Raw genomic sequence first — 24,441 nt, 5'->3', positions numbered from 1 at the left:
AAATTTACCTGTATGTTGATAGGCGTATTTTAAACGTTTATGACTAGAGTGCAAAAATCTTCGGATTAAGAAATTTTGGTTGATTATGGAATGTACAAATTCGTAATTAATTTCAGCGTTTTTCTTATTGGGTTATATAAATGAGAACAACAAAAATCCCCTAATACAAAAGTGTATTAGGGGATATTAATTTTAAAAATTACACATTGAAGTATTACGGGTTAAGTCAGGCCCCCAAGTACGATAGCCTTGAGTATCAATATGGATTTGTCCTGAACTATATAAACCAATACCTAGGTTTAAACTTTGGCCATGTTGAGCCCAGAACTGACACAATTTAAACTTTGTATTTTCAATAAATGCGTAGTCTTGTGGCTGTGGAATTTCTGGTCCAATACGAAAATCAATGGCTGAGTTAAACAAATGCTTAGACGAACTTGCACCGCCAGCACACTGATTTAAAGGTAAATCACGATACACCGAGGTTACTTCAAAGTCAGTTAGAACTTTTGCCGCAATTAAATATTTAAAGACGCGTAAGGTCGATAAAGAATTATTCCAAAGTTCGCGGTTTGGTACAGCATATTCCGAGCTGCCGCACTTTTGCCAATCACGCGCTGATCTTAATAATTCAAAGCTTGGTACGATGCCTGCAACATTATTACGCGCTAGAAATTTTTCATATTCTCGTACACGTTCATAATGATCGCCAGTATTTAACCAGGCACGATAAGAAGCAGGCTCAACTTTAGGTGGAATAGGACGTTCGATAATAACGCGCTCTTGAGGAATAAAAATGCGTTTACCGTTTGGAGAGGTTTTGCCTGTTGTTGTGTGTTGGGGAGAGCTGACGCAACCTACCATAATCGCTGGGATTATGCATAAGGGCAACATACTCTGCAAAAACTTCCGCATAAGAAAAATCAAAAGCTTAATAAATATTGCGGTTATTTTAATGCAAAACAGTGCACAAATTACGAGGAATTTGCAATGAAATGTTTGAATAGGGTATAAAAAAGATCAGCGGTTGCTGATCTTTTTTGAAATTATTTTTCTAGATACTGTAACTTATCTGGTTTGCCGTTCCATTCTTCACGGTCAGCAGGTTGGTCACCAATTTGAGTAATGTTAGGCCACTTTTGAGAAAGATCTGCATTTAATTCAATAAATACTTCCTGACCTTCTGGTAACTCATCTTCAGAGAAAATTGCATTTGCAGGGCATTCTGGTTCACATAATGCACAGTCAATACATTCATCCGGATTAATCACTAGGAAATTCGGACCTTCGTAAAAACAGTCTACAGGACAAACTTCTACGCAATCTTGGTATTTACATTTAATACAATTTTCAGTGACAACAAAGGTCATGGCGACAGCTACCTAAAAAATATGGTTTCATTTCGAATAGCTTATTTTAGGCAAAAAAGGGGTAAACAAACAATTGCTTTTATTGATATTGTTTATTTATACATATGAAGATAAGTTAATACATTGATATTTAAAACAATGTTGTGAGCTTGATATTAGCCAAATTGTAAAATTAAGATAATAATATGTTTTAAAAAACAACAGCTTGAATAAATTTTTACATCTAGTTGCAAATGTCATTTAGGTCAAGGTATCTATTTGATTAGATACCTTAAATACAACTTTCAGTTTTAAATTTTACTTTTATACCGAACTGATATCCAAAAAAACTTTAAATATCGAGACTTAAAGTAAGCAAAGCAAATGAATATCTTCTGGTTCAAGCTCCCATAAGTGCTGATCTGGATGTCCTAATACTACTGCGCCATGCTTGATATAAAAGTCGACAGTACGTTTACTCGGAGTGGCTGAAATATAAAGTTGCAGCGCGCCCAGTTGCTTAGCTGACTCTTTGGCTGCCTGCATGAGTTTTGCACCAACACCTTGACCTTGTTGGTCTGCATCGACATAAAAGTATTGCAGTAATTTTGCATCTGGATAATCAGCAATGTGTTGATTCGACACGACACTAATGCCAACTAATTTTTCAGATGTATTAAAAGCACCTACAAATGAAGCACCTTGTTGATAGAGTTCTTTTAACTTCGGTGGGTCATTTTCTAAATGATAGTCATCCCAATTTTCAACATCGTAAAAACAATCTGTTAATTCGAGTTGTTCTTGTTTTTGTATATAGAGTTGGGTAATGAGTTCACGTCGACTAATTTGTTGCCAAATTAAATCGATCTCTGTGTATTGTAGTGGCCTTAAGAAAATAGAAATTTTATTCTCCTTAAAGTAAGAGCAAACATGCCCATAGACATGTTTGCTCAATCAATGATTATGATTTAAGTGCAGCTTTTAGTTCATAAAGTTGTTCAAGTGCTTGGCGAGGTGTCAAGTTATCGACTTCAATTTGCTTAAGCAAATCTAGGGCAGGTGAAGGCACTTCAATTTCAATCACTTTCTCTATGACTTGCGTACTTGATTTAGCATTTGAATCTAAAGTTGCAAACAAATCATCTTGAACACTAGTTTGTAAGTGTTGCTGTTGTTGCTTCTCTAAAATGCGTAAACGTTTTTGAGCTTCTTTAATGACATTGGCAGGAATACCAGCTAATTTCGCAACTTGTAAACCATGACTTTGACTTGCAGGGCCTTGTTGAACTTTATGCAATAAAATCAGGTTGCCGTTAAGCTCTTGCGCTGTCACATGATAGTTATCAATACCTGCTTCACTACCTAACTCAGTCAATTCGAAATAGTGCGTGGCAAATAGACATAAGCATTTTACGCGCTTGGTTAAATCAACCACACAAGCCCATGCTAAAGAAAGTCCATCGTAGGTACTGGTACCACGGCCAACTTCATCCATTAACACCAAAGACTGATTGGTTGCATGGTGCAAGATTTGTGAAGTTTCAGTCATCTCAACCATAAATGTTGATTTACCTGTCGACAAATCATCGGCTGAACCAATACGTGTGAAAATACGGTCAATTGGGCCAAGCTTGGCAGCTCGCGCAGGAACATAACTACCGCAGTAAGCCAGTAAACTAATTAATGCGGTTTGACGCATAAAGGTAGATTTACCACCCATGTTCGGGCCAGTAATAATTGCCATGCGGTGCTGAGCATCAAGGAAAGTATCATTTGGTGTAAATGGTGCTTTGTTTAATGCTTCAACAACAGGATGACGACCACCTTGAATCTTAATACCGGTTTCTGGGGTAAATTCAGGTCGCGCCCAATTGTTTAAACGTGCTTGATAAGCAAAGTTTGCAATTACATCAATGTGCGCAATTGCCGAACTCATCATTTGTAGGTGAGCAATATTTTCACGGAGGTTTTCAAGTAAAGCTTCAAATAACGCTTTTTCACGTGCTAATGCACGAGACTCACTTGATAAAACTTTATCTTCAAAGCTTTTTAGCTCAGGTGTGATGTAACGCTCGGCATTCTTTAAAGTCTGGCGGCGAATATAGTCGGCAGGGGCTTGTTCAGCTTGAGCACGCGTAAGCTCAATGTAGTAGCCACTCACACGGTTATAGCCGATTTTTAAGGTGTTAATGCCCGTGCGTTCACGCTCTTTTATTTCTAAATCAATCAGGAATTGACCTGCATGATCACGAATTTTACGCAGTTCATCAAGTTCTGCATCATATCCTTCTGCAATTACATTGCCATCACGAAGTAATACAGGTGGGTTTTCAACAATGGCTGCCATCAAGTGTTGATGAAGCGATTTAAAGTCACCAAGTTCTTGATCGAGTTGAATTAATAACTTGGATTTTTTTGATTGAATAACAGGCGCTAAAGCATTTCTTAAAAATGGGATTTGCGCGCAAGCATGACGAAGCTGAACTAAATCGCGTGGTCGAGCACTACCCAGCGCAACACGGCTAAGAACACGTTCGATATCGCCAATTTCTTTAAGCACTAAACGAACTGGAGTTTCGTGATAGCCTTGAATGAGTTGTTCAATTGCATCTAAGCGGGCATCGAGTAACGCCGTATCACGAACAGGTTGCATGAGTGTACGGCTGAGTAAACGGCCACCCATTGCAGTTTGGCAGTCATTTACCAGTTGGAATAATGACGTACCATGTTCAAACAAAGGTTCAATAATTTCTAAATTACGGCGCGTAATTGGGTCAAGCGCAATAAAGTCTGTGCTTTGTTCTAAAAGAATAGAACGAATATGCGGTAACGCCGTTTTCTGAGTTTCTTTAGCGTAGTGAATCAGAGCTGCCGCGGCAGCCTTAGCTAACGGTAATGTGTCGAGTCCAAAACCAGAAAGCGTCGATACAGAGAACTGATCACATAAGGTTTTTTGTGCATTATTTAAATTGAAGTCTACATTTGGACGCTTGGTTACAGGGCAATCTAAATGCTTTTTAATTTGTTCAATAATATTCGGGTCAACCAGATCTTCATCAATCAAAATTTCACTTGGCATGAGGCGAGCAAGTTCAATTGGAAGTTGTTCAGGTTTGTAGTCTTGTTGTTGAACTTTAAAAATACCCGCGCTTAAGTCGAGCAAAGCAAAACCGATTTGATTTTGATGAATACATAACGCAACAAGGTTGGATGACTGATAGCTTGTGAGTAGTGCGTCGTCGGTTAATGTACCAGGGGTCAGAATACGAACAACTTTACGCTCGACAGGGCCTTTACCAGTAACTTCACCCACTTGTTCGCAAATGGCTACTGTGCGACCTGCTTTGACAAGGCGAGCAAGATAACCTTCGGCTGAATGGTAAGGAACACCCGCCATTGGAATCGGGTTGCCGTTTGCTTTACCACGATGGGTTAGGGTAATTCCTAAAAGTTTGGCTGCTAAGTGTGCGTCTTCAAAGAAAAGTTCATAAAAGTCGCCCATACGATAAAACAGCAACGCATGTTGATAATCTTTTTTGACCTTGAGATATTGCTGCATCATTGGAGTGTGGTTAGAGAGATCGGCCATGATTTCAGCGCTATTCATGCGTAATAAACCCTTAAAAAAAGCAATAATATTTTACGGTTGGTCATCTAACCAATTCTAATAACTTCTGTGTGAATTGGACTTAATCTAAGAAAAAAGTATACCTTTTCATGTACCTTTTTTATGTCAAAATTGAGTCAACAGTGTGTAAGAGCTTAACTTAATTTCTCACGGTTGCCATCTTAACAAATTGAGACTGATTCGCAAAAAGGATTCCTAAAATGAGCGAGGAAATAAGCAACAAAAAGAAAGTGCCTTGAGCAGTTTGAGTAGAAGACAGGGTGACGATTGGCAGTCCTGATAAAACTGAAATGGGTAAATATGTCGATTTCAGAATGCGTATGAAATGATAGGTTTTATAAGGATACATGCCCCAATTTCTGTTGTATGAAATCTATAAGCGCTCTTGTTTTAGCAGGCAAATAACGCCGATCTGAATAAAGTGCAAACAATTGCAGTGGCGCTACCGCTTGTTCAAATTCAATCTCGATCAGGCGACCGTCACTAATATAAGGTTGGCAAGCGTGTTTCGATAAAATTGCAAACCCGATACCTGCTACAGCAGCTTGGCCTGCCATTTCTCCGCTGTTTACCCGATAGTGTCCTTTAACCTTGATGGTCTCGAATTCACCCTTTTTATTAACAAATTGCCAAGGAGCACCTTTGAGCGCACTGACTGTTGTAATACACGGTAACTCTTCAAATTGTTGAATATGAGTAGGGGTGCCATAACGCTGAATGAGAGAAGGGGCTGCCACAATGGTGCAAGGGATAGTCACCAGATGACGAGCGATGTAGTCACTGTTATCCATTTGACCGCGGCTAATAATAATAGCTAAATCCAGATCATCTCGCAGAGACTCAAAACCCGACAAATTTGTGACACAGCTTATTTCTAAGTCTGGATACTGACAGGCAAATTCTGCAATAACAGAACCTAACAATGCAGGGCCTATTTCAGTGGGAATACAGATTCGTAAAGGACCTTTGAGCTGCATTTGCCGCAACGTTAACTCTATCTCCGTTTGCTCAAGCGCTTCGAGTAATGGCTTTGCTCTGGTATAGAGTAGCTGCCCCGCCTGAGTGACTTTCATATGTCGAGTGCTGCGCTCAATGAGCTGAAGATCGAGTTTTTCTTCTAACTGAGAAATACAGCGACTCACGTTTGATGTCGGCATTTCAAGGAGTTTCGATGCACCCACAAAACTTTCTCTTTCAACCACAGCAATGAACACTTTCAGAGTATTAAAATCCAGAGCCGGACGCATCAATTGTCCCATATTTGATAATAATAAATGCAATTTTTACCATATAATCAATACTATTGATAGCAGTTAAACTCGGACATCTTTTATCTATAGGTTACTGCGATGTCCCTAGCCACACAGACGTTTAATCATAAAGCCCTCATGTGGATAGCCACTGTCATTGCTTTCGTCCAGTTCACGAATGCACTGGAATATATGGTGTTTAATCCTATTTTTGTTTTTATGGCGACAGATTTTGCAGTGCCAGTATCATTCTCAGGTTATGTTTCAGGGATGTATACGCTTGGCGCCGTTCTTTCGGGAATTATTGCTTTTTACTGGATTGATCATTTCAATAAAAAGCGGTTTTTAATTATCAATATGGCGCTGTTAGGTCTACTAACACTTTTGACTACCTACACATCTAGTTTTAGTCTTCTACTTGCACTCCGATTTTGTGCAGGGTTGGTTGGTGGTACCACCATGGGAGTGGGTATCAGTATATTAATAAACAACGCACCGCCTAATTTACGGGGAAAAATGTTGGCGACGGTGATTGCATCATTTTCAATAGTAAGTATTGTCGGAATGCCCACCATATTATTTCTATGCACTCACTATGGTTGGCATGTGGCTTTGTGGCTCATAAGTGTATTGTGTGTGTTGGCATTGCCACTTATTGTATCGTTTATACCCAAAGACCAAGTCTCTTTAGATACGTTTCGTGCGCCGCCTTTAGATGCGGATACTCTACTGTTCGCTTCTGCTAATGCGCTCGTACAGTTTAGTCCTATGCTGGTTATTCCTATTTTGGCACCCTTAATGATTCAACAGTTGGGCGCTTCGCAAGACCTACTGCCTTGGCTATTTTTTAGTGGCGGCGTGATGGGCTATGTATCTACAAAAATCACAGGGGCATTAACCTCCCGTTTTTCTGCTTTAATATTGGCTACAGCTTCGACTCTAGTCTTTATCCTAAGTTTGCTTATACCAATGCTTGGCTATGAGCATGCAGCATTATTTATTAGTTTATTTCTCGGTGCATCTTATAGTCGTTTGGTGTCATCTTCAGTGGTTACGATGCAGTTTCCTAACGACCGACAACGAGCTGGATTTTCTTCATTACAGACATCCATCATGTATTTGCTGACAACGGTTGCATTTTTCTTATCTGCCTTTTTATTACCTGCTCATGGCATGACGCCACAAAGTCTAAATACGTTACTGGCGGTATGTGCAATTTCCGCAGCAGGTTTCCCAATATTGATTATTATTTTGCAAAAGAAGCTGGCTAAACGTGTACCCATGAGCTAATTGTAAAGTCACTATTTTTCCGTACATTAAAATAGTGACGACTAAATCTATAACGTGTAAATGGTATTGAAAAAGTAGCATTTTGGGGAAGAAAAACGTCTTTTTATAAACCCCACTTTAACAATAACTCAGGCATTATTTATCCTTACTTTTTAATGATCTATTTTAAAACAAATGTCATTTTGTATGCTTGACTGCAATAAACTTGGGCACTATCCTTTGCCTGCTGGCCTACATTGCCAGTCGGTTTTAGCAGACCGTTCCGAAAAAGCATTAAAGGTTTTATATCTTTAGTGTGTACACCCTCGCGCCCCCTCAATGGTGGAACGGAGGGGGACACCTTCGGGTGTGCTGGGTTTTTTCGGCCAGTCTGCTAACCCCCTTCGTTCTGCCACCATAATTTTAATGTCGGCAGAACTCCCAATAAAAAAGGAGTTGGCTTTGCACATCCATTATTTCTTGGCAGCCTTTGCCAAAAGCTATAACGACACAGCTTAAAAATTTACAGCAGCTTGAACGCCGTAGGGTTTTCAGGCTTTAAGTCTTTTTTATTTAAAACTTAGCAACAAAAAACTTGAGATGTGCCAAGCACCGTCTTACGGCTTTGCTGTGCCTTTTTTTCTCCCAGAAAGGGCACAGGCTTTTTATCTCATTTAGAAACAACAAGAATTTTATAATGGTAAAACTATGCGAAATTTAGAAACCTCTTCCAAAAAACTACATGTAGTTCAAACTGCCATACAACTCATTACGGCGCATGGGTTCCACAATACAGGCGTAGACCTGATTACTAAAGAAACCAAAATTGCCAAAGGCACGCTTTACAACTATTTCCACTCTAAAGAACACCTGATTGAAATGTGTATCGCCTTTCAAAAAAGCTTGCTCAGAGAAGAAGTGCTTTCTATCATTTACTCAAACCGTTACTACAGTTCAAAAGATAAACTTAAAGAAATTATTGTGTTACATACTAATTTAAACAGCCAGTACCATTTTTTAATCAAAGCTATTTTAGAAATAAAACTGCTTTATCCAAAGGCTTACCGCATGACAGTTGAATACCGAAAGTGGTTGCGCCATGAAATTTTTGACCTGATTTTTAGCGGGGAAATCCGCGAGCCAAAATTCGATGCCCACATGGTGGTGAACCTGATAGATGGTTTGCTGCTACAGGTTTTAAGCTTAAACAGTTTGAAAGAAAGGGATGAGGTGTTGGAGCAATTTTTTTAATTTTAGTCTGGGTTATCTGATTGGTTCAGATATAGATTTTTTGTGAAAAAATTGCAAGGAGTGTTGTAGTTGCTCTCACATGCAGCTCTATGAATGGATGTACTCAGCCATTCAGAGCGCCTCAATCTATAGTGGTTTTGAAATATAGTAGATCAATTTTAGGTCATGACTAAGTAAAGATTTCTCTAAAAGTTTTCTTGTTTTGGTCGTGATGTAACTTATTTTTCTTCAAAAAAATATATACTATGGGGGAGTATCAATAAAAGACCATAAATATGGAAATTAACAGCAATTTAGAACGTTACCATTCTCATCAGTTCGATGAAGGAAACCCGCTTGCTCAAAAGAAAATTTTGATCGCAACGATTTTAACTGCCGTGATGATGGTTTTTGAAATTGTGGGTGGATGGATCTTTAACTCCATGGCTCTTTTAGCTGATGGCTGGCACATGAGTTCACATATGGTTGCTCTAGGGTTGGCCTATGTCGCTTACAAAATGGCTCGCCGTTATGCCCATGACAAACGCTTTAGTTTCGGAACTTGGAAAATCGAAATTTTAGGTGGATATAGCAGTGCAATCATATTAATGGTCGTTGCACTGTTAATGGGATTTCAATCTATTGAGCGATTACTCCATCCTGTTGATATTCATTATAATGAGGCGATTTCTATTGCTGTTGTGGGGTTGGCAGTCAATTTAATTTGTGCGTGGTTATTACATGATAATCATGAACATCACCATCACGACCATGAGCATAGTCACCACCATCATCATGATCACCATCACGATTTAAACCATAAAGCTGCGTTTCTACATGTACTTGCCGATGCCGTAACGTCTGTATTAGCCATAGCTGCACTTATAGCGGGTAAATTTTTTGGATGGAATTTTTTAGATGCTTTGCTGGGTATTGTAGGGGCGATACTTGTTGCACAGTGGTCATGGGGGCTTTTGCGTGACACAGGAAAAACGTTATTAGATGCTGAAATGTCACATCCAGTAGTCGCTGAAATCCAAGAAGTGATTGAGCAATTATCACAAGTGAAAATTACAGATTTACATGTATGGAAAGTCGGTAAAGGAAAATTTTCATGCATTTTGGCTTTAGAAACAGACCGAACAGATTTAACACCTGATTCAGTTAAAAGGGCTTTGTCTATTCATGAAGAAATTGTACATGCCAGTGTAGAAATACATTTTATTTAGTCAATAAAGAGAGTTTTAAAACCGACTGTGAATTTTTAAAGCTCTTGATCATTTTGTCAGACCATTTTTGTAGAGTTACTTTTCAATCACTGGTAAACTTCACCTATTGTCATTGGGGAGTAGCCATTCCTAGTACCCAACTAGGAAGACCACGTCAACAAACTTGAGATCAGTATCTCATGGCGTGTTCAGCCACTGTATACACAGTGTGAGCTAGGCGAGACCTTTGGCCGCAACGTACTTTGCTAGTCGGGCGAGGAGCGTTGTCGTGCCAATGGTTTCTTATTCGCCCGGCTGGACTATTCCTATGCTCCTCACGTTCATCTTATTCTTTGTGTCCGCCGCGGCAATTTACCTAGCCTGTGAATATTTCGTCAATGGAATTGAATGGTTTGGTAAGCGTCTTAATCTTGGTGCAACAGCAGTAGGCTCGGTACTCGCAGCTTTTGGTACAGCGCTACCTGAAAGTGCGGTGACCTTTATGGCCGTCGTATTTGGTGATACCCCAGAACAAAAAGACCTTGGTGTTGGTGCTGCAATGGGTGGCCCATTGGTTTTAGCGACCTTGGGTTACGCCGTAGTCGGTCTGGTATTGATGCTTCATCGCAAAAAATTAGCTCGAACTTCGCATAAAGTTCAAGTTGATTATGCCCGTTTAAGACGAGATCAAGTCTCGTTCCTTGCTATCTTTGTTTTAAAAGTAGCGCTTGGTTTAGTCGCATTTGCCATCAAACCTTGGTTAGGCATTCTATTTTTAGCGGCTTATGCAGCTTATGTCTGGCGTGAGATTAAGGAAGCTGATACATCTTCCGATGAAGAAGACCTTGAACCGCTCAAGTTCCGTCCAAACACAGCCGAACCGTCACTAGGGTGGGCTGGTCTACAAGTATTGGTCGCTTTGGTTGTAATTAGTGTTGCGTCGCATACTTTTGTTGCTCAGCTTGAAGCGATTGGTACAGCGCTAAGTTGGCCGCCACATTTGGTTGCTTTATTACTGAGTCCAGTTGCTACCGAATTACCTGAGATTATGAATGCGCTGATTTGGGTACGCCAAGGTAAAGAGCGTTTGGCTTTAGCGAATATTTCTGGTGCCATGATGATTCAGGCCACCATACCAAGTGCATTAGGTATTTTCTTTACGCCGTGGCGCTTTGATACCTTGTTGTTAGCCTCTGGCATTATTACTGCATTAGCGATTGTATTTCTGTGGAATTTATTCCGCCGTGGCACAGTCGATGACCGATCATTGGTTGCAGTAAGTGCGCTGTATGGTGTTTTCGCAATTTTAGTTGTGATTTATCTCTGATAAATATTAACGCGCTGGACATGTGCCAGCGCGTTTCAGTCGTTGTATTTGCTATTGATTAGATAATCTTAAAAAACGATGAGCTAATAACCTTGTAAAATCGGTAAATAATTAACCAATTGTCTTATTTTTCATAACTTATGCCCTGTACCTTAGTAGCAGAGGCTTGTACCCTGAGTGAATCATAATTTAAACTTATGGGGTCTTTGAAAAGTCCTCTTTTTTGACTAAATTTATTAAACAAATGAACTTTATTTTGTGTAATAAAATACTTTCTAAACGCATAAAAGATAAATAAAAACTTTATAGAAAATTAAGTTTGATTGTTAAATTCTGAAATAGAGCATGAAGGGCAATGTTACTGCTTTTGTTATATTTATGGTTGATTTACCTATGATAGCTTCGTCTTACTTAAAAAAATGTAAAAATAATTACCACAACATAAAAGACCAGCAGCTTACCATCGCAGCTAAAGCAAATATCTTTATTTGTATTATTTTTTGCTTGTTCTGGACCATATATTTCGCATTTTCAAAAATGTGGATCATTGTTTATATGGATATTGTTTTTACACTGCTTTCCATTTTTAGTTTTTTTCTCATTTATATAAATCGAATTTCAGCGGGTATTCTTTTATCTCAAGCTGTTCTACTTGTTTTTCCAGTCGTTTTTTGCGTATTTTTTGATATAGCGACTACTCATCATCCTCAAGTTGCTCATTTGTTTTTGCCTGCTGGGGCAATATTAGGATACTTAAACTACCGCAGAAATCCGAGTTTCTTACAACTCGTTTTAATTTTACTGTCAATCGCATGCTTTATATTTTTTAGTGGCAGCTCTTTTACTTTAGATCATGCTATACCGCTATCGGAAAATACTCGGAGTCATGGTCGATGGATTGCTATTTGCGTCGCCACGCTCATGATTTGTATATCTATCTATACCATGCAATTAGAAATACAAATAGAAGATTCCATGGCGAAAGACTTACGTCTAGCACTCGGAAAAGAGCAATTTGAATTGTTTTATCAACCTCAAGTCAATGCTTCTGAAAAGTTAATTGGTGCCGAGGCTTTACTCAGATGGCATCATCCTGTTTTGGGTTCTGTTCCCACACAAGATTTTATTCCTGCGGCACAAACATTAGGATTAATGCCTGAAATAGGTACATGGGTTTTAGCTCAAGCCTGCAAAGTTTTACAAGATTGGAGTAAACAAGAACAGACTAAAGATTTGACACTTTCAATCAATATTAGCGCTGATCATTTCATGCAAGCTAACTTCGAGGAAACCGTAATTTGCATGATTCATAGGTATGACATAAATCCATCTCGGCTTATCTTGGAAATTACTGAAAATATTGCTTTGAACAATTGTGTGAGCATGATTGAAAAAATGAATTCCTTATCGGAAAGAGGAGTTCAGCTTTCTCTTGATGACTTCGGAACAGGTTATTCATCTTTAAGTTATTTGCAAAAAATGCAAATTAGACAAATCAAAATTGATCGTAGCTTTGTACAGGCAGCGTTGGATGATAAACGCAGTTATAAATTAGTCTCGGGTATTGTTAAAATTGGTCTAGATTTAAACCTTCGAGTGTTAGTAGAGGGAATAGAAACAGCCGAACAATTTTATGCTTTTAAAAATAATGGTTGTATCGAGTTTCAAGGTTATTTATGGGGCGTTCCAATGCCGTTAAATGACTTTATTAAACAGTTGCCAACTTTTAATAAATAAGTAAAACGGATCTAAATTTTGTTCTATAGTAGTGACATCTCATAAAATAATAGAACGCTGCTATGCCAAGAGAATATAAATATTACCAAGTAGATTCAACACATTATAATCTTGAACAAGTTGTTAAATTTACAACCAGTTCTGATTTAAGTTCTGTTCTTGTTCGATTCGCAGATGGCTCAGACGTAGAATTTACTTTCGAAAATGAAGATGAATATTCGGAATTTTTGCAAGTCATACGAGGTGTGGATTTCTAATTTTTATCTATGATTTATAAACCAATTCCGCAAACTAAAATCATATAAGTAATTGTTAAATATTATATAATTTTAAAAGCAAACATGGTGGGTCGTCATTACGCGATATAAATTTTTCTAATAAATTAATCTACATATTAAGACACACTTTGCAAACGGATGTAGATTCGGGCTGTGTTAGGATGAAGACCTATACCTCTAGATATTTACAGTATGACGAAATCTGAACCGCAGTATCAATCTGGGCAGTTTCAATTTTCCTTTCTATCATTAAAATATTGGGGTATCTGGTTCGCAGCTTTTATTCTCATGTTTCTTGCTTACTTGCCTTGGGCAATCCAGTGGCGTTTAGCAAAGGTTTTCTCAAAAATTGCTTGGATATTATTAGCTTCGAGACGGAAAACAACATTAAGAAACTTACAAGCTTGTTTCCCTGAAAAAACACCTGAGCAAATTGAAGCCAAAGCAAAACTAGTCTTTAAAGACACCATGATAGGGATATTTGAAGCCTTAAACGCTTGGTATTGTCCTGAATGGTTTAAAAAAAGAGTTCGTATAGAAGGCTTGGAACATCTGGAACAGAATCGGGATAAGGGTATCTTGTTGCTAGGCACACATAGTACTTTACTAGATGCTGGTGGCGCTGCATGTACCTTATTTTTTGATATGGATGTGGTGTATAGACCGCAAAATAATCCTTTTATGGATTTTCTCATTCATCGTAGTCGTGCTCGGGTTTATAAAAACCAAATTGCGAAAGACAACATGCGTAGCTTAATTTCGAAACTGAAAAATGGTCATGCAATCTGGTATAGCCCTGATCAGGACTTTGGTTTGAAGCAAGGTGTGATGGCATCGTTTTTTGGAATACAGGCGGCAACAGTAACAGCCCACCGTAGACTTATGGATATTTCAAATGCTGTTGCAATACCGCTATATTTTTATAGAAGTGGGGATATTCGAAACCCTCAATACAATGTGCTCGTCGAACCTAAACTTGAAAACTTTCCAAGTGAATGCGAAGTAAATGATGCTGAACGCGTCAATAAAATTATTGAGAACCAAATTCGAATCGCCCCAACACAATACATGTGGTTTCATAGACGGTTTAAAACTCGTCCGATTGGTGAGGCAAAATTCTACTGATAGATTTTGCTTTCATTATTTAAGATAGAGTTGCTTCTTATCTTTGCTTGGTAGCTTACGCTCCTGTACAGATTTTCACTTGTTTCTAGCTGTACATTTATGTATTACTTTAAATTCCAGTACTACAATAAAAAGGAGTTTTGTATGAAGTACATTAAGTATATTTTCGCTGCATTGGTCATCGCGCTTTCAGCTCCGACCTTTGCAAAAGGCCATGGTTACCACGGCTCAAATCATGGTTATGGTCATGCTTATCACGGTATGCATCATGGTAAAGCTTATGCTTATCATGGTAATCATCATGGTAAAGGGTACTATCATAATAAAGCACATGGCGATCATGGGTCTGATATGCATAGCCGCGGACGCGGTCATATGTAATTCAACGCACTACAAAAAATCCCGCAATATTTTGCGGGTTTTTTATGGTTCAATCTGAACAAGTTATAACATCTAATTTAATTATTTTTAAATTTTCACTTGAGTTATCTGTCTATGTCCAATGCTTCACCTCGACAACTTAGAAATAACTGATTTTGATGCCAAGCCAACTGTCCTGAAACAATAGTTGTATCAACTTCATAGCGAAAGCTTTTGTTTTGAAATGGAGTCCAGTTACATCGCATATAGTTTTTTTGATCTTTAACAGTAATAGCTTCTTTATTTTCTTTAAGCAGAACCAAATCTGCCCAGTAGCCTTCGCGTATATATCCTCGATCTTTGAGTTTAAATAAATCAGCGACTTGGTGTGATGTTTTCTTCACCATTGTTTCTATACTTATTTTTTTTTCTGCCACAAGTTCCATGAGTGCTGGAACAGCATGTTGAACCAACGGAAGGCCAGATGGTGCTTTTAAATAGGATTGTTGTTTTTCCTCCCATGTATGCGGTGCGTGATCTGTACCAATAATATCTAAGCGATTAGTTTGAGCGATGGCAGTGATAAGTGCATCTTTGTCTTGTTGGGTTTTAATGGCTGGATTACATTTAATTAAATGGCTAAGCGCAGCATAGTCTGATTCATCAAAACTAAGGTGATGAATGCATACTTCCGCAGAAATATGCTTTAAATTTAAGGGCAAATCTTTAAACAAGCATAATTCTTTGGCTGTACTAATATGTAAAACATGCAGTTGAGTTCCATATTTTTCTGCTAAAGAGACAGCTAAACGTGAACTCTCAAAACAGGCTTGTTTATCCCGAATTTTAGGGTGCATATGTGCTGGAATGTTTGCACCATATTTCTCAAAATATAATTTTTCTCTTTCTTTAATGCGCGGTGTATATTCGCAGTGCGTTAAAAGAATGGTTGGGACATTTGCAAATAAACGTTCAAGCACTTGTGGGTCATCTACCAACATATTGCCAGTAGAGGCGCCCATAAAAACTTTTACACCGCTGACGAGCTTGGGATTAAGCTGTTCAACAATATCTAAATTTGCAGAACTTACTCCAAAATGGAAGGCATAATTTGCCATGCTATATTGGGCGGCTATTTGCTTTTTTTGTATTAAGGCATCTAAAGATAGGGTTGGTGGATTTGTGTTTGGCATATCCATATAACTGGTAATTCCACCAATGACTGCTGCCATAGATTCCGAAGCTATACTGCCTTTATGTGTTGAGCCTGGATCTCTAAAATGGACTTGATCATCGATCATTCCGGGAATTAGCCAGTTTCCGTTAGCGTGAATTGTTTTAGCGTTAACAACATGAGGAATGCTTGGTGCAATTTTTTTGATTCGTCCATCTTGAATAAGTACATCTACAGATTGCTGCTTTCCCTCATTCACTACATTGGCATCTCGAATAATAATTTTAGAATAGGGTTTAAAACTCATTGTGTAATGCCTTATAGCCTTTGACCAACTCAATGTTTGTTGAGACAACACTCTCTGAAAATTCACTGATAGAGATATCAACCGGAGGGTATTGGTTTAAGTCAGTTTTAGGGTTGATGTAGCTCATTGCGGGAACATAAAAATGGTTCGGTAAATCACGTCCGTCGACGACTGCGTTATGGCGAATAGCGCTGTAATTACCGACCTTGCAGTTAAATATGACGCTGTTGAAACCCACAAAAACATGGTGACCAATTTCACAAGGCCCATGAATAATTGAACGATGAGCAATTGATGTACTTTCACCAATCACTACTGATGCACCAGCTTTGGAGTGAATCACAACACCATCTTGGATATTGGAATTTGCGCCAATAATAATAGGTTGCATTTCTCCATTTTCGTCGGTTTCATCTGCACGAATTACGGCATAAGGACCAATAAATACATTGGCATGAACAATGACCTTGCCACAAATAATAGCGGTTTGATCGACATAGGCTGATTGATCAATAACAGGGAGATGGCCAGATGGATTTTTACGTAGCATGGAATTACCGTTTAGATCAGTTTATTTAAGTTGAGATGGTGAGAGGGATAAGCTGAAACTATTTAACTCATGGGAAAAACAGGTTTTTTCAACCCGATAACGCGTAGTTTTAGTTGCTTATAGAAAGTCCTACCACTGCCAAGACCCTTGAGCCACAGCATCATGTGCATGCAGGCTTTCTGCATGAGTCACTTTAAATTTGAAACCATGAATATATTTGTGATGTATAAATGAGCCATAAAGTCGTCTTAATGCATCTTCGCAAAACATTAAATTTTGGCCGTTGGCAACCGCAAATGCTTGTTCATCAACCCGTTTTACAGCAGTTTGTACGGGTGTCATTAAGGCTAGTTCAGCTTGGTTTATAAACGCGATGAGTGGAATTTCGTGAAAGTCTTGGTTTAATTTAAATTGAAGGAGAGCAAAGCTTCTTTGGCTATGTGGCGTTGCTGCAATTGCATCTGTAGTATTTAACCATTCAATAATGTCTTGGGGATTAAGTCGAATTTCTTGCTTCTGTAATGCAGACTCAAACCGTTGTTGAATAATATTTCTTGAAAGTGCAGCAGAGCATGGACAGGTTGAAGAATAAGGAATCTCGACTTTTAATTCTGCCTCGAATTGATCATTAAAGAGTTGGCATGACAAAACAAAAGGATAACTTTTCCACCCTGAAAGCTTGCTGACTAATGCTGGTCGTTCGATATAAAGGCTACTGTGAATTTCAATTTTTGCATGCTGCGATAAATCTTGATGGCTGTATAAAAAGTCTTCTAAGACTAATTTTAGATCGAGCATATTAATATTTTTGAGGGATGTTAACTCTAAAAGACGTGTATACAGACGTGACATATGGATGCCCTTTGCTAAGGGATCATCTAAACTGACATAAGCATTGACCTGACTTGAGCATAAAGTATTTTCAATACGGATTGGTAAGGCGATGTTTTCCATACCGACCCAATCAAGGCGGTGGCTATAAGCATTTGGTAAAGTTGGCTCGGCAGAGATATCTGGGAGAACAAGATTCATTTATTAAGAACTTAAATTATGAAATTAATGTTATGTTATAACATAACATTAATAGCTGGCAAGTTTGCTAGATGGCTTAAGTACCTTGATAAATTTTAATTAAGTAAAAAATAAAGTAGAAAAGACCATGCTTGTGCATGGTCTTTTCTTGTTAAGTCAGATTTTTCAAAACAAATTCGGGTGATTTAATAAATAGCCGAATAAGTGCTTGAGACGGTTTAGAAGGGTGCCTAATTCCTCTTTCCCAACTTTCTAAAGTGCGTATTGATATTCCTAGCTTACTTGCAAGTTGAGCTTGTGAAATTTTCATTTGGCGCCGTGCTCTGATAATTTCATAGCCAAACTCTTGCTCGTCCATTTGCATGATGGAGGGCATATCCACTGTGTGATCCTCCTTTAATAAGCAAGCTGCAAAAGTAATCTAAAGAACATTGCAACAATGAGTAGACTTAAGAAACCAGCAACCCATAGTAAAATAAACCATTGGAATTTAGATAATTTCATGTCATTTACTCTTAGTGATAACCTTCATCACCTATACGTACTTTATCCCTAAACACCCAATAAGCCATAATGGTATAGATGATGATAATAGGGATAAGTATGAGCGCGCCTATAAGCGCAAACAATTGACTATTGGCAGGCGCTGCGGCTTCCCAAATCGTAATTGATGGCGGAATAACGTATGGAAAAATGCTAATCAGAAAACCTGTATAGGCCAAAAATACTAAAGCCAAGGTATATAAGAAGGGCATTGATTCTTGCTGTTTTTGACAGGCTTTAATGGTGAGATAAGTAAAAACTACGACCAGAATAGGTACCGGACTAAAGTAAAGAAGCTGATGCGCATTGAACCAACGTGCTGCAATAGCCGGATGAGCTAATGGGGTATAAACACTCACAGCAATAAAAACTAAGAATAGCGTCATAATTAGTTTTGGCATTAAGCGATACATACTCTTTTGTAATTGCATTTCAGTTTTCATGATGAGCCAACCGCAACCAAGTGCTGCATATACAATGATTACGCCGAACCCTGTAAAAACTGAAAAAGGCGTTAACCAATCTAATCCGCCGCCTGCATAGCGACCGTCAATAACATGGATACCTTGAATATACGCACCAAGAATGACGCCTTGTAAGAAACTTGATAAAACAGAACCTCCAATAAAAGCAGCATCCCATAAGTATTTGGTTCGATTCGCCTTAAATCTGAACTCAAAAGCGACACCGCGGAAAATTAGAGCGATCACCATGAGAATAATAGGTAAATATAAAGCAGATAAAACTGCTGAATAAACCATCGGGAATGCCGCAAACAAACCAGCACCGCCAAGTACCATCCATGTTTCATTACCGTCCCAGACAGGTGCAACGGTATTCATCATTACATCGCGTTCCTGCTGGCCTTTGATAAAAGGAAACAAGATTCCAATGCCTAGATCAAAACCATCAAGTACGACGTATATAAATACGCCAATTGCAATAATGACAATCCAGATCAAAGATAAATCAATCATGAAGATGCTCCTTGACCTTGATCGTCAATATGTTCATCAGTTGCACTTAGCGGGCGCATTGGTGTTTTAAAGTGTCCAACACCACCAACCTCATTAACTTGGCTATAAATGAACTCAGGGCCTTTATTGATCAATTTCAGCATGTAATAAATGCCGATTCCAAATACGATGCAATAAACCAAAACAAAAATAATGAGCGTGAGTCCGACTTGTTCGGCAGATACGGGAGATAATGCATCTTTAGTTCGCATGACCCCATACACAACCCAAGGTTGACGTCCAACTTCTGTAGTAAACCAACCTGCAAGTAAAGCAATAAAACCTGACGGGCCCATAACTAAAGCGAAGCGATGAAACCATTTACTCTCATAAAGCTTGCCAGTTTTTCTTAGCCATAATCCTGTAAGTGCCAAAAGCAGCATAAGCATGCCAAGCCCGACCATAATTCGGAAACTCCAAAATACTACAGTCGAATTCGGACGATCTTCTGGTGCAAAATCTTTCAAACCTTTTACGCTACCATCTTTGGAGTGAGTAAGAATTAAGCTTCCAAGATTTGGAATTGAAATCGCATACTTAGTGCGTTCTTCTTGCATATCTGGAATACCAAATAAGTACAGTGGCATTCCCTCGTTATGATTGGTTTCCCAATGACCTTCCATTGCTGCAAGTTTTGCTGGTTGATGTTCTAAGGTATTTAAACCGTGTGCATCACCGACAAAGATTTGTACTGGCGCTAAAATTAAAATCAGCCAAAGAGCCATAGAAAACGACTTTTTTATTAACTCGTCACGGCGACCTTTAATTAAATGCCAAGCTGCGGTACCTGCTACAAGTAAAGCTGCAACCATAAAAGCTGCGATTGCCATATGCGCAAGTCGATAAGGGAAGGAAGGGTTAAATACAATTGCAAACCAGTCTTGAGGAACTATTATGCCATTCTCAATTGAGAACCCTTGAGGGGTTTGCATCCAGCTATTTGAAGATAAAATCCAGAACATTGAAATACAGGTACCTATCGCAACCATAAGCGTTGCGAAGAAGTGAGCTTTTTTACCCACACGGCCCCAGCCAAACAGCATAATTCCTAAAAAACCGGCTTCCAAGAAAAAAGCACTAAGAACTTCATAGGTGAGTAAAGGGCCTGTAACTCCACCTGCAAATCTTGAAAATTCGCTCCAGTTGGTTCCAAATTGATAGCTCATGACTACACCCGAGACAACGCCCATTCCAAATGCAACCGCGAAGATTTTGACCCAATACTTAAAAAGATCTTTATAGATAGCGTCATTGGTACGCAGCCAACGCCACTCTAAAACAGCAAGGAAGCTTGCAAGACCAATCGAGATTGCAGGGAAAATAATATGAAATGAAACGGTAAATGCGAATTGGATTCGAGCCAATTCAAGTGCTGTTAAACCTAGAGTCATAGGAGCACCTCAAATTTTATTTGATTTGTTAAAACGACAGTTGTAGTTATCTCTACTCGTTTAAGAGCATGATTTTGAAAAGAAAGCATTACTATAATCTCTTGAAAAATATATTTTTTTCAAAACATAAAGTTTTGAGTATCAAGTTAGACTGATAGTAATAAAGGTGGGGCGCGGCCTTGGGGAATAAGAAAGAGCTGTTGAAGCTTAAAGAAAACATGAAAAAAGTTTTCTAGAAAAGCAAGAAACCGAACCTGAATTCTGACCAGAATTTGCTTTAAATCCAGATCTGGCAAAGGCAACACGTGACTGTAAACAACACAGTACTGACATTGATGACCCGCATCATGATGATGTGTCGTATTTTGCTTCGCTTCAGCTTTAGTGACGGAAGAAGAGGTCATATCATGCATTTGATGATGAGATAAATCATCATGATGCATTGAATGGTGAGAATGCTGTTCTGAAGAATGATTGAGTTGAAGTGCTTGGGCAATAGTCTCACATACTGGAGAAACTTGATATTTCTCTGGTAGTAATGGCTGTAAGAAAACAGCGATTTGTAACAAGATTGCTGCTAAACCAAGCAATCTGCCTAAAACCATTGACACCCAAATAATCACTTTATGGAAATCAGTTGCGCAACACTATAACAAAAAATCTGACTTCTTAAAGGCATAAATAGATTTTTTTATAGTTGCTTATCACAATAACCAAAAGGTTTTAGATATTTCAGCACATGTAGACACTCCATATTGTTTCGGGTTGGCTGCTGGATTTGTTTCTGGCTATCAATGGGAAGGTGAATTTTCTTCTCAAAAAATGAGTGGGCGAGGCTACTTAGAATATATAGATCGAAGATAAAAAATCATTTTAATGCTTAATTCTGTAGATAATGTTCTAACTCAATTGGAAAAAATATGTATTTTATAATCCCAATTTAACAATAACCTACTCATTGTTTAGCCTTACTTTTTTAATGATCTAATTTAAAACAAATGTCATTTTGTGTGCTTGACTGAAAGAAGTCGGGCTACTATCCTTTGCCTGCTGGCCACATTGCCAGCCGGCTTTGACAGGCTGAATGAAAGATCGCATCAGAGTTATTCCGTCTGAGGAATACTCTTATGTGTAAACTCCTCGTCTCCCTTTTTGTAGCGGTAGGACGGAAGGGGGACACCTTCGGGTGTGCTGGTTATATCTTTCACCAGTCTGTCAACCCTCTTTCGTTCTGCCACCATAATTTCTATTCATGTCGGCAGAACTCCCAATAAAAAAGGAGTTGGCTTTGCACATCCATCATTTCTTGGCACCCTTTGCCAAAAGCTATAACGATACAGCTTAAAAATTTACAGCAGCTTGAGCGCCGTAAGGTTTTCAGGCTTTAAGTCATTTTTACTTAAAACTTAGCAACAACAAACTTGAGATGTGCCATGCACTGTCTTACGGCTTTGCTGTGCCTTTTTTTTTCCCAAAAGGGCGCAGCTTTTTTTTAGAAACAACAAGAATTTTATAACGGTAAAACTATGCGAAATTTAGAAACCTCTTCCAAAAAACTACATGTCGTTCAAACCACCATACAACTCATTACGATACATGGGTTTCATCATGTAGGTGTGGACCTGATTGTTAAAGAAACCCAAATTGCCAAAGGTACGCTTTACAACTATTTCCACTCTAAAGAACGCTTAATCGAAATGTGTATTGCCTTTCAAAAGAGCCTGCTCAAAGAAAAAGTGCTCTCTATTATTTATTCAAACCATTACCGAACACCAATCGATAAACTCAAAAAAATAGTGGTTTTCCATGCCCATTTAAACAGTCTGTATAACTTTTTACTTAAAGCTATTTTTGAAATAAAACTGCTTTACCCGCAGGCATATCGCATGGCAGTTGAATATCGAAAATGGCTGTTGCATGAAATTTTTGATTTGATTTTTAGCGGTGAAACTCGCGAGCCAAAATTCGATGCCAACATGGTGGTAAACCTGATAGATGGTTTGCTGCTACAAGTTTTAAGCTCAAATAGTTTGGAAGAAAGAGATGCTGTGATGGAGCAGTTTTTTAAAATATCTGTCTGAATTTTAAAATAATGTAAGTAATAGCATGTATGGTCTGCTTGATTTTTGCCAGATAAGCAGACCAAAGGCCGCTTGCAATAAGCTGACGTGATGAATTAGGGAAATTAAGAATTTCACCTAATATATTGTTTATATTGAAAAAAATATTTTTTTGACTTTATGGGAGTAATATTGCTATTTTTAATTACGCCAGTCGTAAATAAATTACGAATAACGTAATTAAAATGGATTAATTTAAAGCATGTCATGGAGAAGGGAATACCATGAAAGAAGTTGCATTAAGTGATTTGATCAATCAGCAAAAAGTTGGACGTTATCAAAAATTTATTCTGATCACCTGTTTATTACTCATGATTATGGATGGCTATGACATTCAGTCTATGGCTTACGCAGCCCCAATGATTATAGAAGACTGGGGTGTTCAAAAAACCATGTTAGGGGTGGTGTTTAGTGCAAGCTTATTTGGTTTGTTTGTCGGATCATTTTTATTAAGTTCACTTTCTGATCGTTTTGGTCGCCGTCCGATACTACTCATTTCGACCTTTATGTTCTCGATATTGATGCTGTTAACGCCCCATGTCGGCAATATTGAGCAATTGACCGTAATCCGCTTTGTTACAGGAATTTTTTTAGGCGGCATCATGCCAAATGTGATGGCTTATAGCTCCGAAATTGTTCCACACAAATCTCGTATTTTTACCATGATGGTCATTTCTTGTGGCTATACGGTAGGGGCAATGTTGGGGGGAGGTATATCTGCCTTACTCGTTCCTTGGGGCGGTTGGCAGTCGATTTTTTATTTTGGCGGTATTATCCCTTTAATTATTTTCTTTATTACATACTTTAAGATGCCAGAATCTTTATATTTTCTGAGTGAAGATAACAAAAACACGCCTAAAATTTTATTTTGGTTAAAGAAATTTTATCCTGCATTAACATTCAATTCAGAAATAAAAATCATTAATAACACTGAAGTCGAGGTTAAAAAGTCGCCGCTTGAATTGTTTAAAAATCAGCGTGCATTTTTTACCTATTCCATCTGGATCATCAGTATTTTAAATATGATCAGTCTCTATTTTCTGGCGAATTGGCTACCTACTTTAGCCAAAGAGTCAGGTCTTTCATTAAATCAGGCATTAATGATCGGCTCTACCTTACAGTTAGGCGGAACGATTGGTAGTGTGGTGATGGGACTTAAAATTGATAAGACAGGATTCTATAAAGTACTCATTCCTGTTTTTATCGTTGCCGTGATGAGTGTTGCTTTAATTGGCTATGCTGTTAGCCATATTGCTTTACTATTTATAATTATTTTTATAGCTGGCTTCGCAATTGTTGGTGGGCAGCCTGCTATTAATGCACTTTCTGCAAGTTATTATCCAGTTTCACTTCGTACTACAGGGGTGGGCTGGAGTATTGGAATTGCTCGTTTAGGGTCAGTTATTGGGCCGCTATTTGGTGGGTATCTCTCTCAATTTTTGGTCATTACCCATTTGTTTGTGATTGCTGCAATACCTTCGCTATTCGTCATTATCATGCTGATTGTTCAGGCTAAGTACCGATCATAACAATGTCTACACACATCA

General features: G+C 38.4%; 22 protein-coding genes, 1 pseudogene and 1 riboswitch. Of the genes and pseudogenes, 10 read left to right on the top strand and 13 right to left on the bottom strand.

All coding sequences use genetic code 11. The annotated features are described in order from the left end of the window. Positions 1-192: 192 nt before the first annotated feature. The 5 genes from NE363_RS12035 to NE363_RS12015 all read right to left on the bottom strand — a co-directional run bounded on the left by NE363_RS12035 (position 193) and on the right by NE363_RS12015 (position 6,224). Complete coding sequence (locus NE363_RS12035; RefSeq protein WP_174742285.1) at positions 193-915, bottom strand: D-Ala-D-Ala carboxypeptidase family metallohydrolase; 723 nt, start codon at positions 913-915, stop codon at positions 193-195. 131 nt (positions 916-1,046) lie between these two features. Further along, positions 1,047-1,370, bottom strand: coding sequence for a ferredoxin FdxA (fdxA, locus tag NE363_RS12030; protein ID WP_003650851.1), 324 nt, complete (start codon positions 1,368-1,370; stop codon positions 1,047-1,049). Positions 1,371-1,715: 345 nt separating this feature from the next. Continuing rightward, the gene (locus tag NE363_RS12025) at positions 1,716-2,246 is read right to left on the bottom strand and encodes a GNAT family N-acetyltransferase (RefSeq protein WP_031944931.1); all 531 of its coding nucleotides are present in this window, start codon (positions 2,244-2,246) and stop codon (positions 1,716-1,718) included. Positions 2,247-2,310: 64 nt separating this feature from the next. Beyond that, on the bottom strand, positions 2,311-4,956 hold the full coding sequence (gene mutS, locus NE363_RS12020; protein WP_004702633.1) for a DNA mismatch repair protein MutS: 2,646 nt from the start codon (positions 4,954-4,956) through the stop codon (positions 2,311-2,313). Between the two features lie 356 nt (positions 4,957-5,312). Then, positions 5,313-6,224, bottom strand: coding sequence for a LysR family transcriptional regulator (locus NE363_RS12015; protein ID WP_445535147.1), 912 nt, complete (start codon positions 6,222-6,224; stop codon positions 5,313-5,315). A gap of 102 nt (positions 6,225-6,326) precedes the next feature. On the opposite strand from NE363_RS12015, the gene NE363_RS12010 reads away from it, so the two are divergent. From NE363_RS12010 to NE363_RS11980, 7 genes are all read left to right on the top strand, one after another. After that, positions 6,327-7,517, top strand: coding sequence for an MFS transporter (locus NE363_RS12010; protein WP_445535146.1), 1,191 nt, complete (start codon positions 6,327-6,329; stop codon positions 7,515-7,517). A gap of 687 nt (positions 7,518-8,204) precedes the next feature. Then, positions 8,205-8,747 (top strand): TetR/AcrR family transcriptional regulator, encoded by a 543-nt coding sequence (locus NE363_RS12005; protein WP_134263365.1) that lies wholly within the window; start codon positions 8,205-8,207, stop codon positions 8,745-8,747. Between the two features lie 275 nt (positions 8,748-9,022). Next, positions 9,023-9,955: a CDF family Co(II)/Ni(II) efflux transporter DmeF gene (gene dmeF, locus NE363_RS12000; protein WP_445535145.1), complete on the top strand. Its 933-nt coding sequence runs from the start codon at positions 9,023-9,025 to the stop codon at positions 9,953-9,955. 102 nt (positions 9,956-10,057) lie between these two features. Next, positions 10,058-10,170, top strand: a riboswitch (yybP-ykoY riboswitch). Positions 10,171-10,229: 59 nt separating this feature from the next. Next, positions 10,230-11,261: a sodium:calcium antiporter gene (locus tag NE363_RS11995; protein WP_308965265.1), complete on the top strand. Its 1,032-nt coding sequence runs from the start codon at positions 10,230-10,232 to the stop codon at positions 11,259-11,261. 345 nt (positions 11,262-11,606) lie between these two features. Continuing rightward, a complete protein-coding gene (locus NE363_RS11990) occupies positions 11,607-12,998 on the top strand; it encodes a putative bifunctional diguanylate cyclase/phosphodiesterase (RefSeq protein ID WP_308965250.1) in 1,392 nt (463 codons plus the stop codon). Between the two features lie 470 nt (positions 12,999-13,468). Beyond that, complete coding sequence (locus tag NE363_RS11985; protein WP_039250617.1) at positions 13,469-14,401, top strand: LpxL/LpxP family acyltransferase; 933 nt, start codon at positions 13,469-13,471, stop codon at positions 14,399-14,401. A gap of 144 nt (positions 14,402-14,545) precedes the next feature. Continuing rightward, positions 14,546-14,782, top strand: coding sequence for a hypothetical protein (locus NE363_RS11980; protein ID WP_445535144.1), 237 nt, complete (start codon positions 14,546-14,548; stop codon positions 14,780-14,782). A gap of 104 nt (positions 14,783-14,886) precedes the next feature. Here the strand turns inward: NE363_RS11980 and NE363_RS11975 are convergent, their stop codons facing one another. The 8 genes from NE363_RS11975 to NE363_RS11940 form a co-directional block, all read right to left on the bottom strand. Beyond that, entirely contained in the window at positions 14,887-16,242 is a 1,356-nt protein-coding gene (locus tag NE363_RS11975; protein WP_445535143.1) for a dihydroorotase, read from the bottom strand. Then, positions 16,232-16,792 (bottom strand): gamma carbonic anhydrase family protein, encoded by a 561-nt coding sequence (locus NE363_RS11970; protein WP_445535142.1) that lies wholly within the window; start codon positions 16,790-16,792, stop codon positions 16,232-16,234. The genes NE363_RS11975 and NE363_RS11970 overlap by 11 nt, the downstream gene beginning before the upstream one ends. Positions 16,793-16,921: 129 nt before the next feature. Next, on the bottom strand, positions 16,922-17,824 hold the full coding sequence (folE2, locus tag NE363_RS11965) for a GTP cyclohydrolase FolE2 (protein WP_445535141.1): 903 nt from the start codon (positions 17,822-17,824) through the stop codon (positions 16,922-16,924). 151 nt (positions 17,825-17,975) lie between these two features. Beyond that, a complete protein-coding gene (locus tag NE363_RS11960; protein WP_049065792.1) occupies positions 17,976-18,200 on the bottom strand; it encodes a helix-turn-helix domain-containing protein in 225 nt (74 codons plus the stop codon). Positions 18,201-18,220: 20 nt separating this feature from the next. After that, positions 18,221-18,328, bottom strand: coding sequence for a DUF2474 family protein (locus NE363_RS11955; RefSeq protein WP_134263338.1), 108 nt, complete (start codon positions 18,326-18,328; stop codon positions 18,221-18,223). A gap of 11 nt (positions 18,329-18,339) precedes the next feature. Beyond that, entirely contained in the window at positions 18,340-19,344 is a 1,005-nt protein-coding gene (gene cydB / locus NE363_RS11950) for a cytochrome d ubiquinol oxidase subunit II (protein ID WP_445535140.1), read from the bottom strand. Then, positions 19,341-20,774, bottom strand: a complete 1,434-nt coding sequence (locus NE363_RS11945; RefSeq protein ID WP_191012943.1) for a cytochrome ubiquinol oxidase subunit I — start codon at positions 20,772-20,774, stop codon at positions 19,341-19,343. Before NE363_RS11945 ends, cydB begins: the two co-directional genes overlap by 4 nt. 146 nt (positions 20,775-20,920) lie before the next feature. Further along, entirely contained in the window at positions 20,921-21,379 is a 459-nt protein-coding gene (locus NE363_RS11940) for a DUF2946 family protein (RefSeq protein WP_174724327.1), read from the bottom strand. A 94-nt stretch (positions 21,380-21,473) separates the two neighbouring features. Between NE363_RS11940 and NE363_RS11935 the strand changes: the two are divergent. From NE363_RS11935 to NE363_RS11925, 3 genes and pseudogenes are all read left to right on the top strand, one after another. Beyond that, positions 21,474-21,638 (top strand): annotated as a pseudogene (locus tag NE363_RS11935) (DUF6670 family protein); the annotation flags it as partial. Positions 21,639-22,300: 662 nt separating this feature from the next. After that, on the top strand, positions 22,301-22,855 hold the full coding sequence (locus NE363_RS11930; RefSeq protein WP_445535139.1) for a TetR/AcrR family transcriptional regulator: 555 nt from the start codon (positions 22,301-22,303) through the stop codon (positions 22,853-22,855). 263 nt (positions 22,856-23,118) lie between these two features. Continuing rightward, a complete protein-coding gene (locus tag NE363_RS11925; protein ID WP_445535138.1) occupies positions 23,119-24,423 on the top strand; it encodes an MFS transporter in 1,305 nt (434 codons plus the stop codon). Positions 24,424-24,441: the final 18 nt, after the last annotated feature.

Source organism: Acinetobacter sp. G18 (assembly GCF_052660225.1).
The sequence above is the reverse complement of the archived record's forward strand: the minus strand, read 5'-3'. Positions and strand labels throughout refer to the sequence as shown.

Excerpts from the sequence above, each read along its gene's own strand:
- NE363_RS12035 (WP_174742285.1), bottom strand. The coding sequence starts at position 915 with ATGCGGAAGTTTTTGCAGAGTATGTTGCCCTTATGCATAATCCCAGCG.
- fdxA (WP_003650851.1), bottom strand. The coding sequence starts at position 1,370 with ATGACCTTTGTTGTCACTGAAAATTGTATTAAATGTAAATACCAAGAT.
- mutS (WP_004702633.1), bottom strand. The coding sequence starts at position 4,956 with ATGAATAGCGCTGAAATCATGGCCGATCTCTCTAACCACACTCCAATG.
- NE363_RS12015 (WP_445535147.1), bottom strand. The coding sequence starts at position 6,224 with ATGCGTCCGGCTCTGGATTTTAATACTCTGAAAGTGTTCATTGCTGTG.
- NE363_RS12010 (WP_445535146.1), top strand. The coding sequence starts at position 6,327 with ATGTCCCTAGCCACACAGACGTTTAATCATAAAGCCCTCATGTGGATA.
- NE363_RS12005 (WP_134263365.1), top strand. The coding sequence starts at position 8,205 with ATGCGAAATTTAGAAACCTCTTCCAAAAAACTACATGTAGTTCAAACT.
- dmeF (WP_445535145.1), top strand. The coding sequence starts at position 9,023 with ATGGAAATTAACAGCAATTTAGAACGTTACCATTCTCATCAGTTCGAT.
- NE363_RS11995 (WP_308965265.1), top strand. The coding sequence starts at position 10,230 with ATGGTTTCTTATTCGCCCGGCTGGACTATTCCTATGCTCCTCACGTTC.
- NE363_RS11990 (WP_308965250.1), top strand. The coding sequence starts at position 11,607 with ATGAAGGGCAATGTTACTGCTTTTGTTATATTTATGGTTGATTTACCT.
- NE363_RS11985 (WP_039250617.1), top strand. The coding sequence starts at position 13,469 with ATGACGAAATCTGAACCGCAGTATCAATCTGGGCAGTTTCAATTTTCC.
- NE363_RS11980 (WP_445535144.1), top strand. The coding sequence starts at position 14,546 with ATGAAGTACATTAAGTATATTTTCGCTGCATTGGTCATCGCGCTTTCA.
- NE363_RS11975 (WP_445535143.1), bottom strand. The coding sequence starts at position 16,242 with ATGAGTTTTAAACCCTATTCTAAAATTATTATTCGAGATGCCAATGTA.
- NE363_RS11970 (WP_445535142.1), bottom strand. The coding sequence starts at position 16,792 with ATGCTACGTAAAAATCCATCTGGCCATCTCCCTGTTATTGATCAATCA.
- folE2 (WP_445535141.1), bottom strand. The coding sequence starts at position 17,824 with ATGAATCTTGTTCTCCCAGATATCTCTGCCGAGCCAACTTTACCAAAT.
- NE363_RS11960 (WP_049065792.1), bottom strand. The coding sequence starts at position 18,200 with ATGCCCTCCATCATGCAAATGGACGAGCAAGAGTTTGGCTATGAAATT.
- NE363_RS11955 (WP_134263338.1), bottom strand. The coding sequence starts at position 18,328 with ATGAAATTATCTAAATTCCAATGGTTTATTTTACTATGGGTTGCTGGT.
- cydB (WP_445535140.1), bottom strand. The coding sequence starts at position 19,344 with ATGATTGATTTATCTTTGATCTGGATTGTCATTATTGCAATTGGCGTA.
- NE363_RS11945 (WP_191012943.1), bottom strand. The coding sequence starts at position 20,774 with ATGACTCTAGGTTTAACAGCACTTGAATTGGCTCGAATCCAATTCGCA.
- NE363_RS11940 (WP_174724327.1), bottom strand. The coding sequence starts at position 21,379 with ATGGTTTTAGGCAGATTGCTTGGTTTAGCAGCAATCTTGTTACAAATC.
- NE363_RS11930 (WP_445535139.1), top strand. The coding sequence starts at position 22,301 with ATGCGAAATTTAGAAACCTCTTCCAAAAAACTACATGTCGTTCAAACC.
- NE363_RS11925 (WP_445535138.1), top strand. The coding sequence starts at position 23,119 with ATGAAAGAAGTTGCATTAAGTGATTTGATCAATCAGCAAAAAGTTGGA.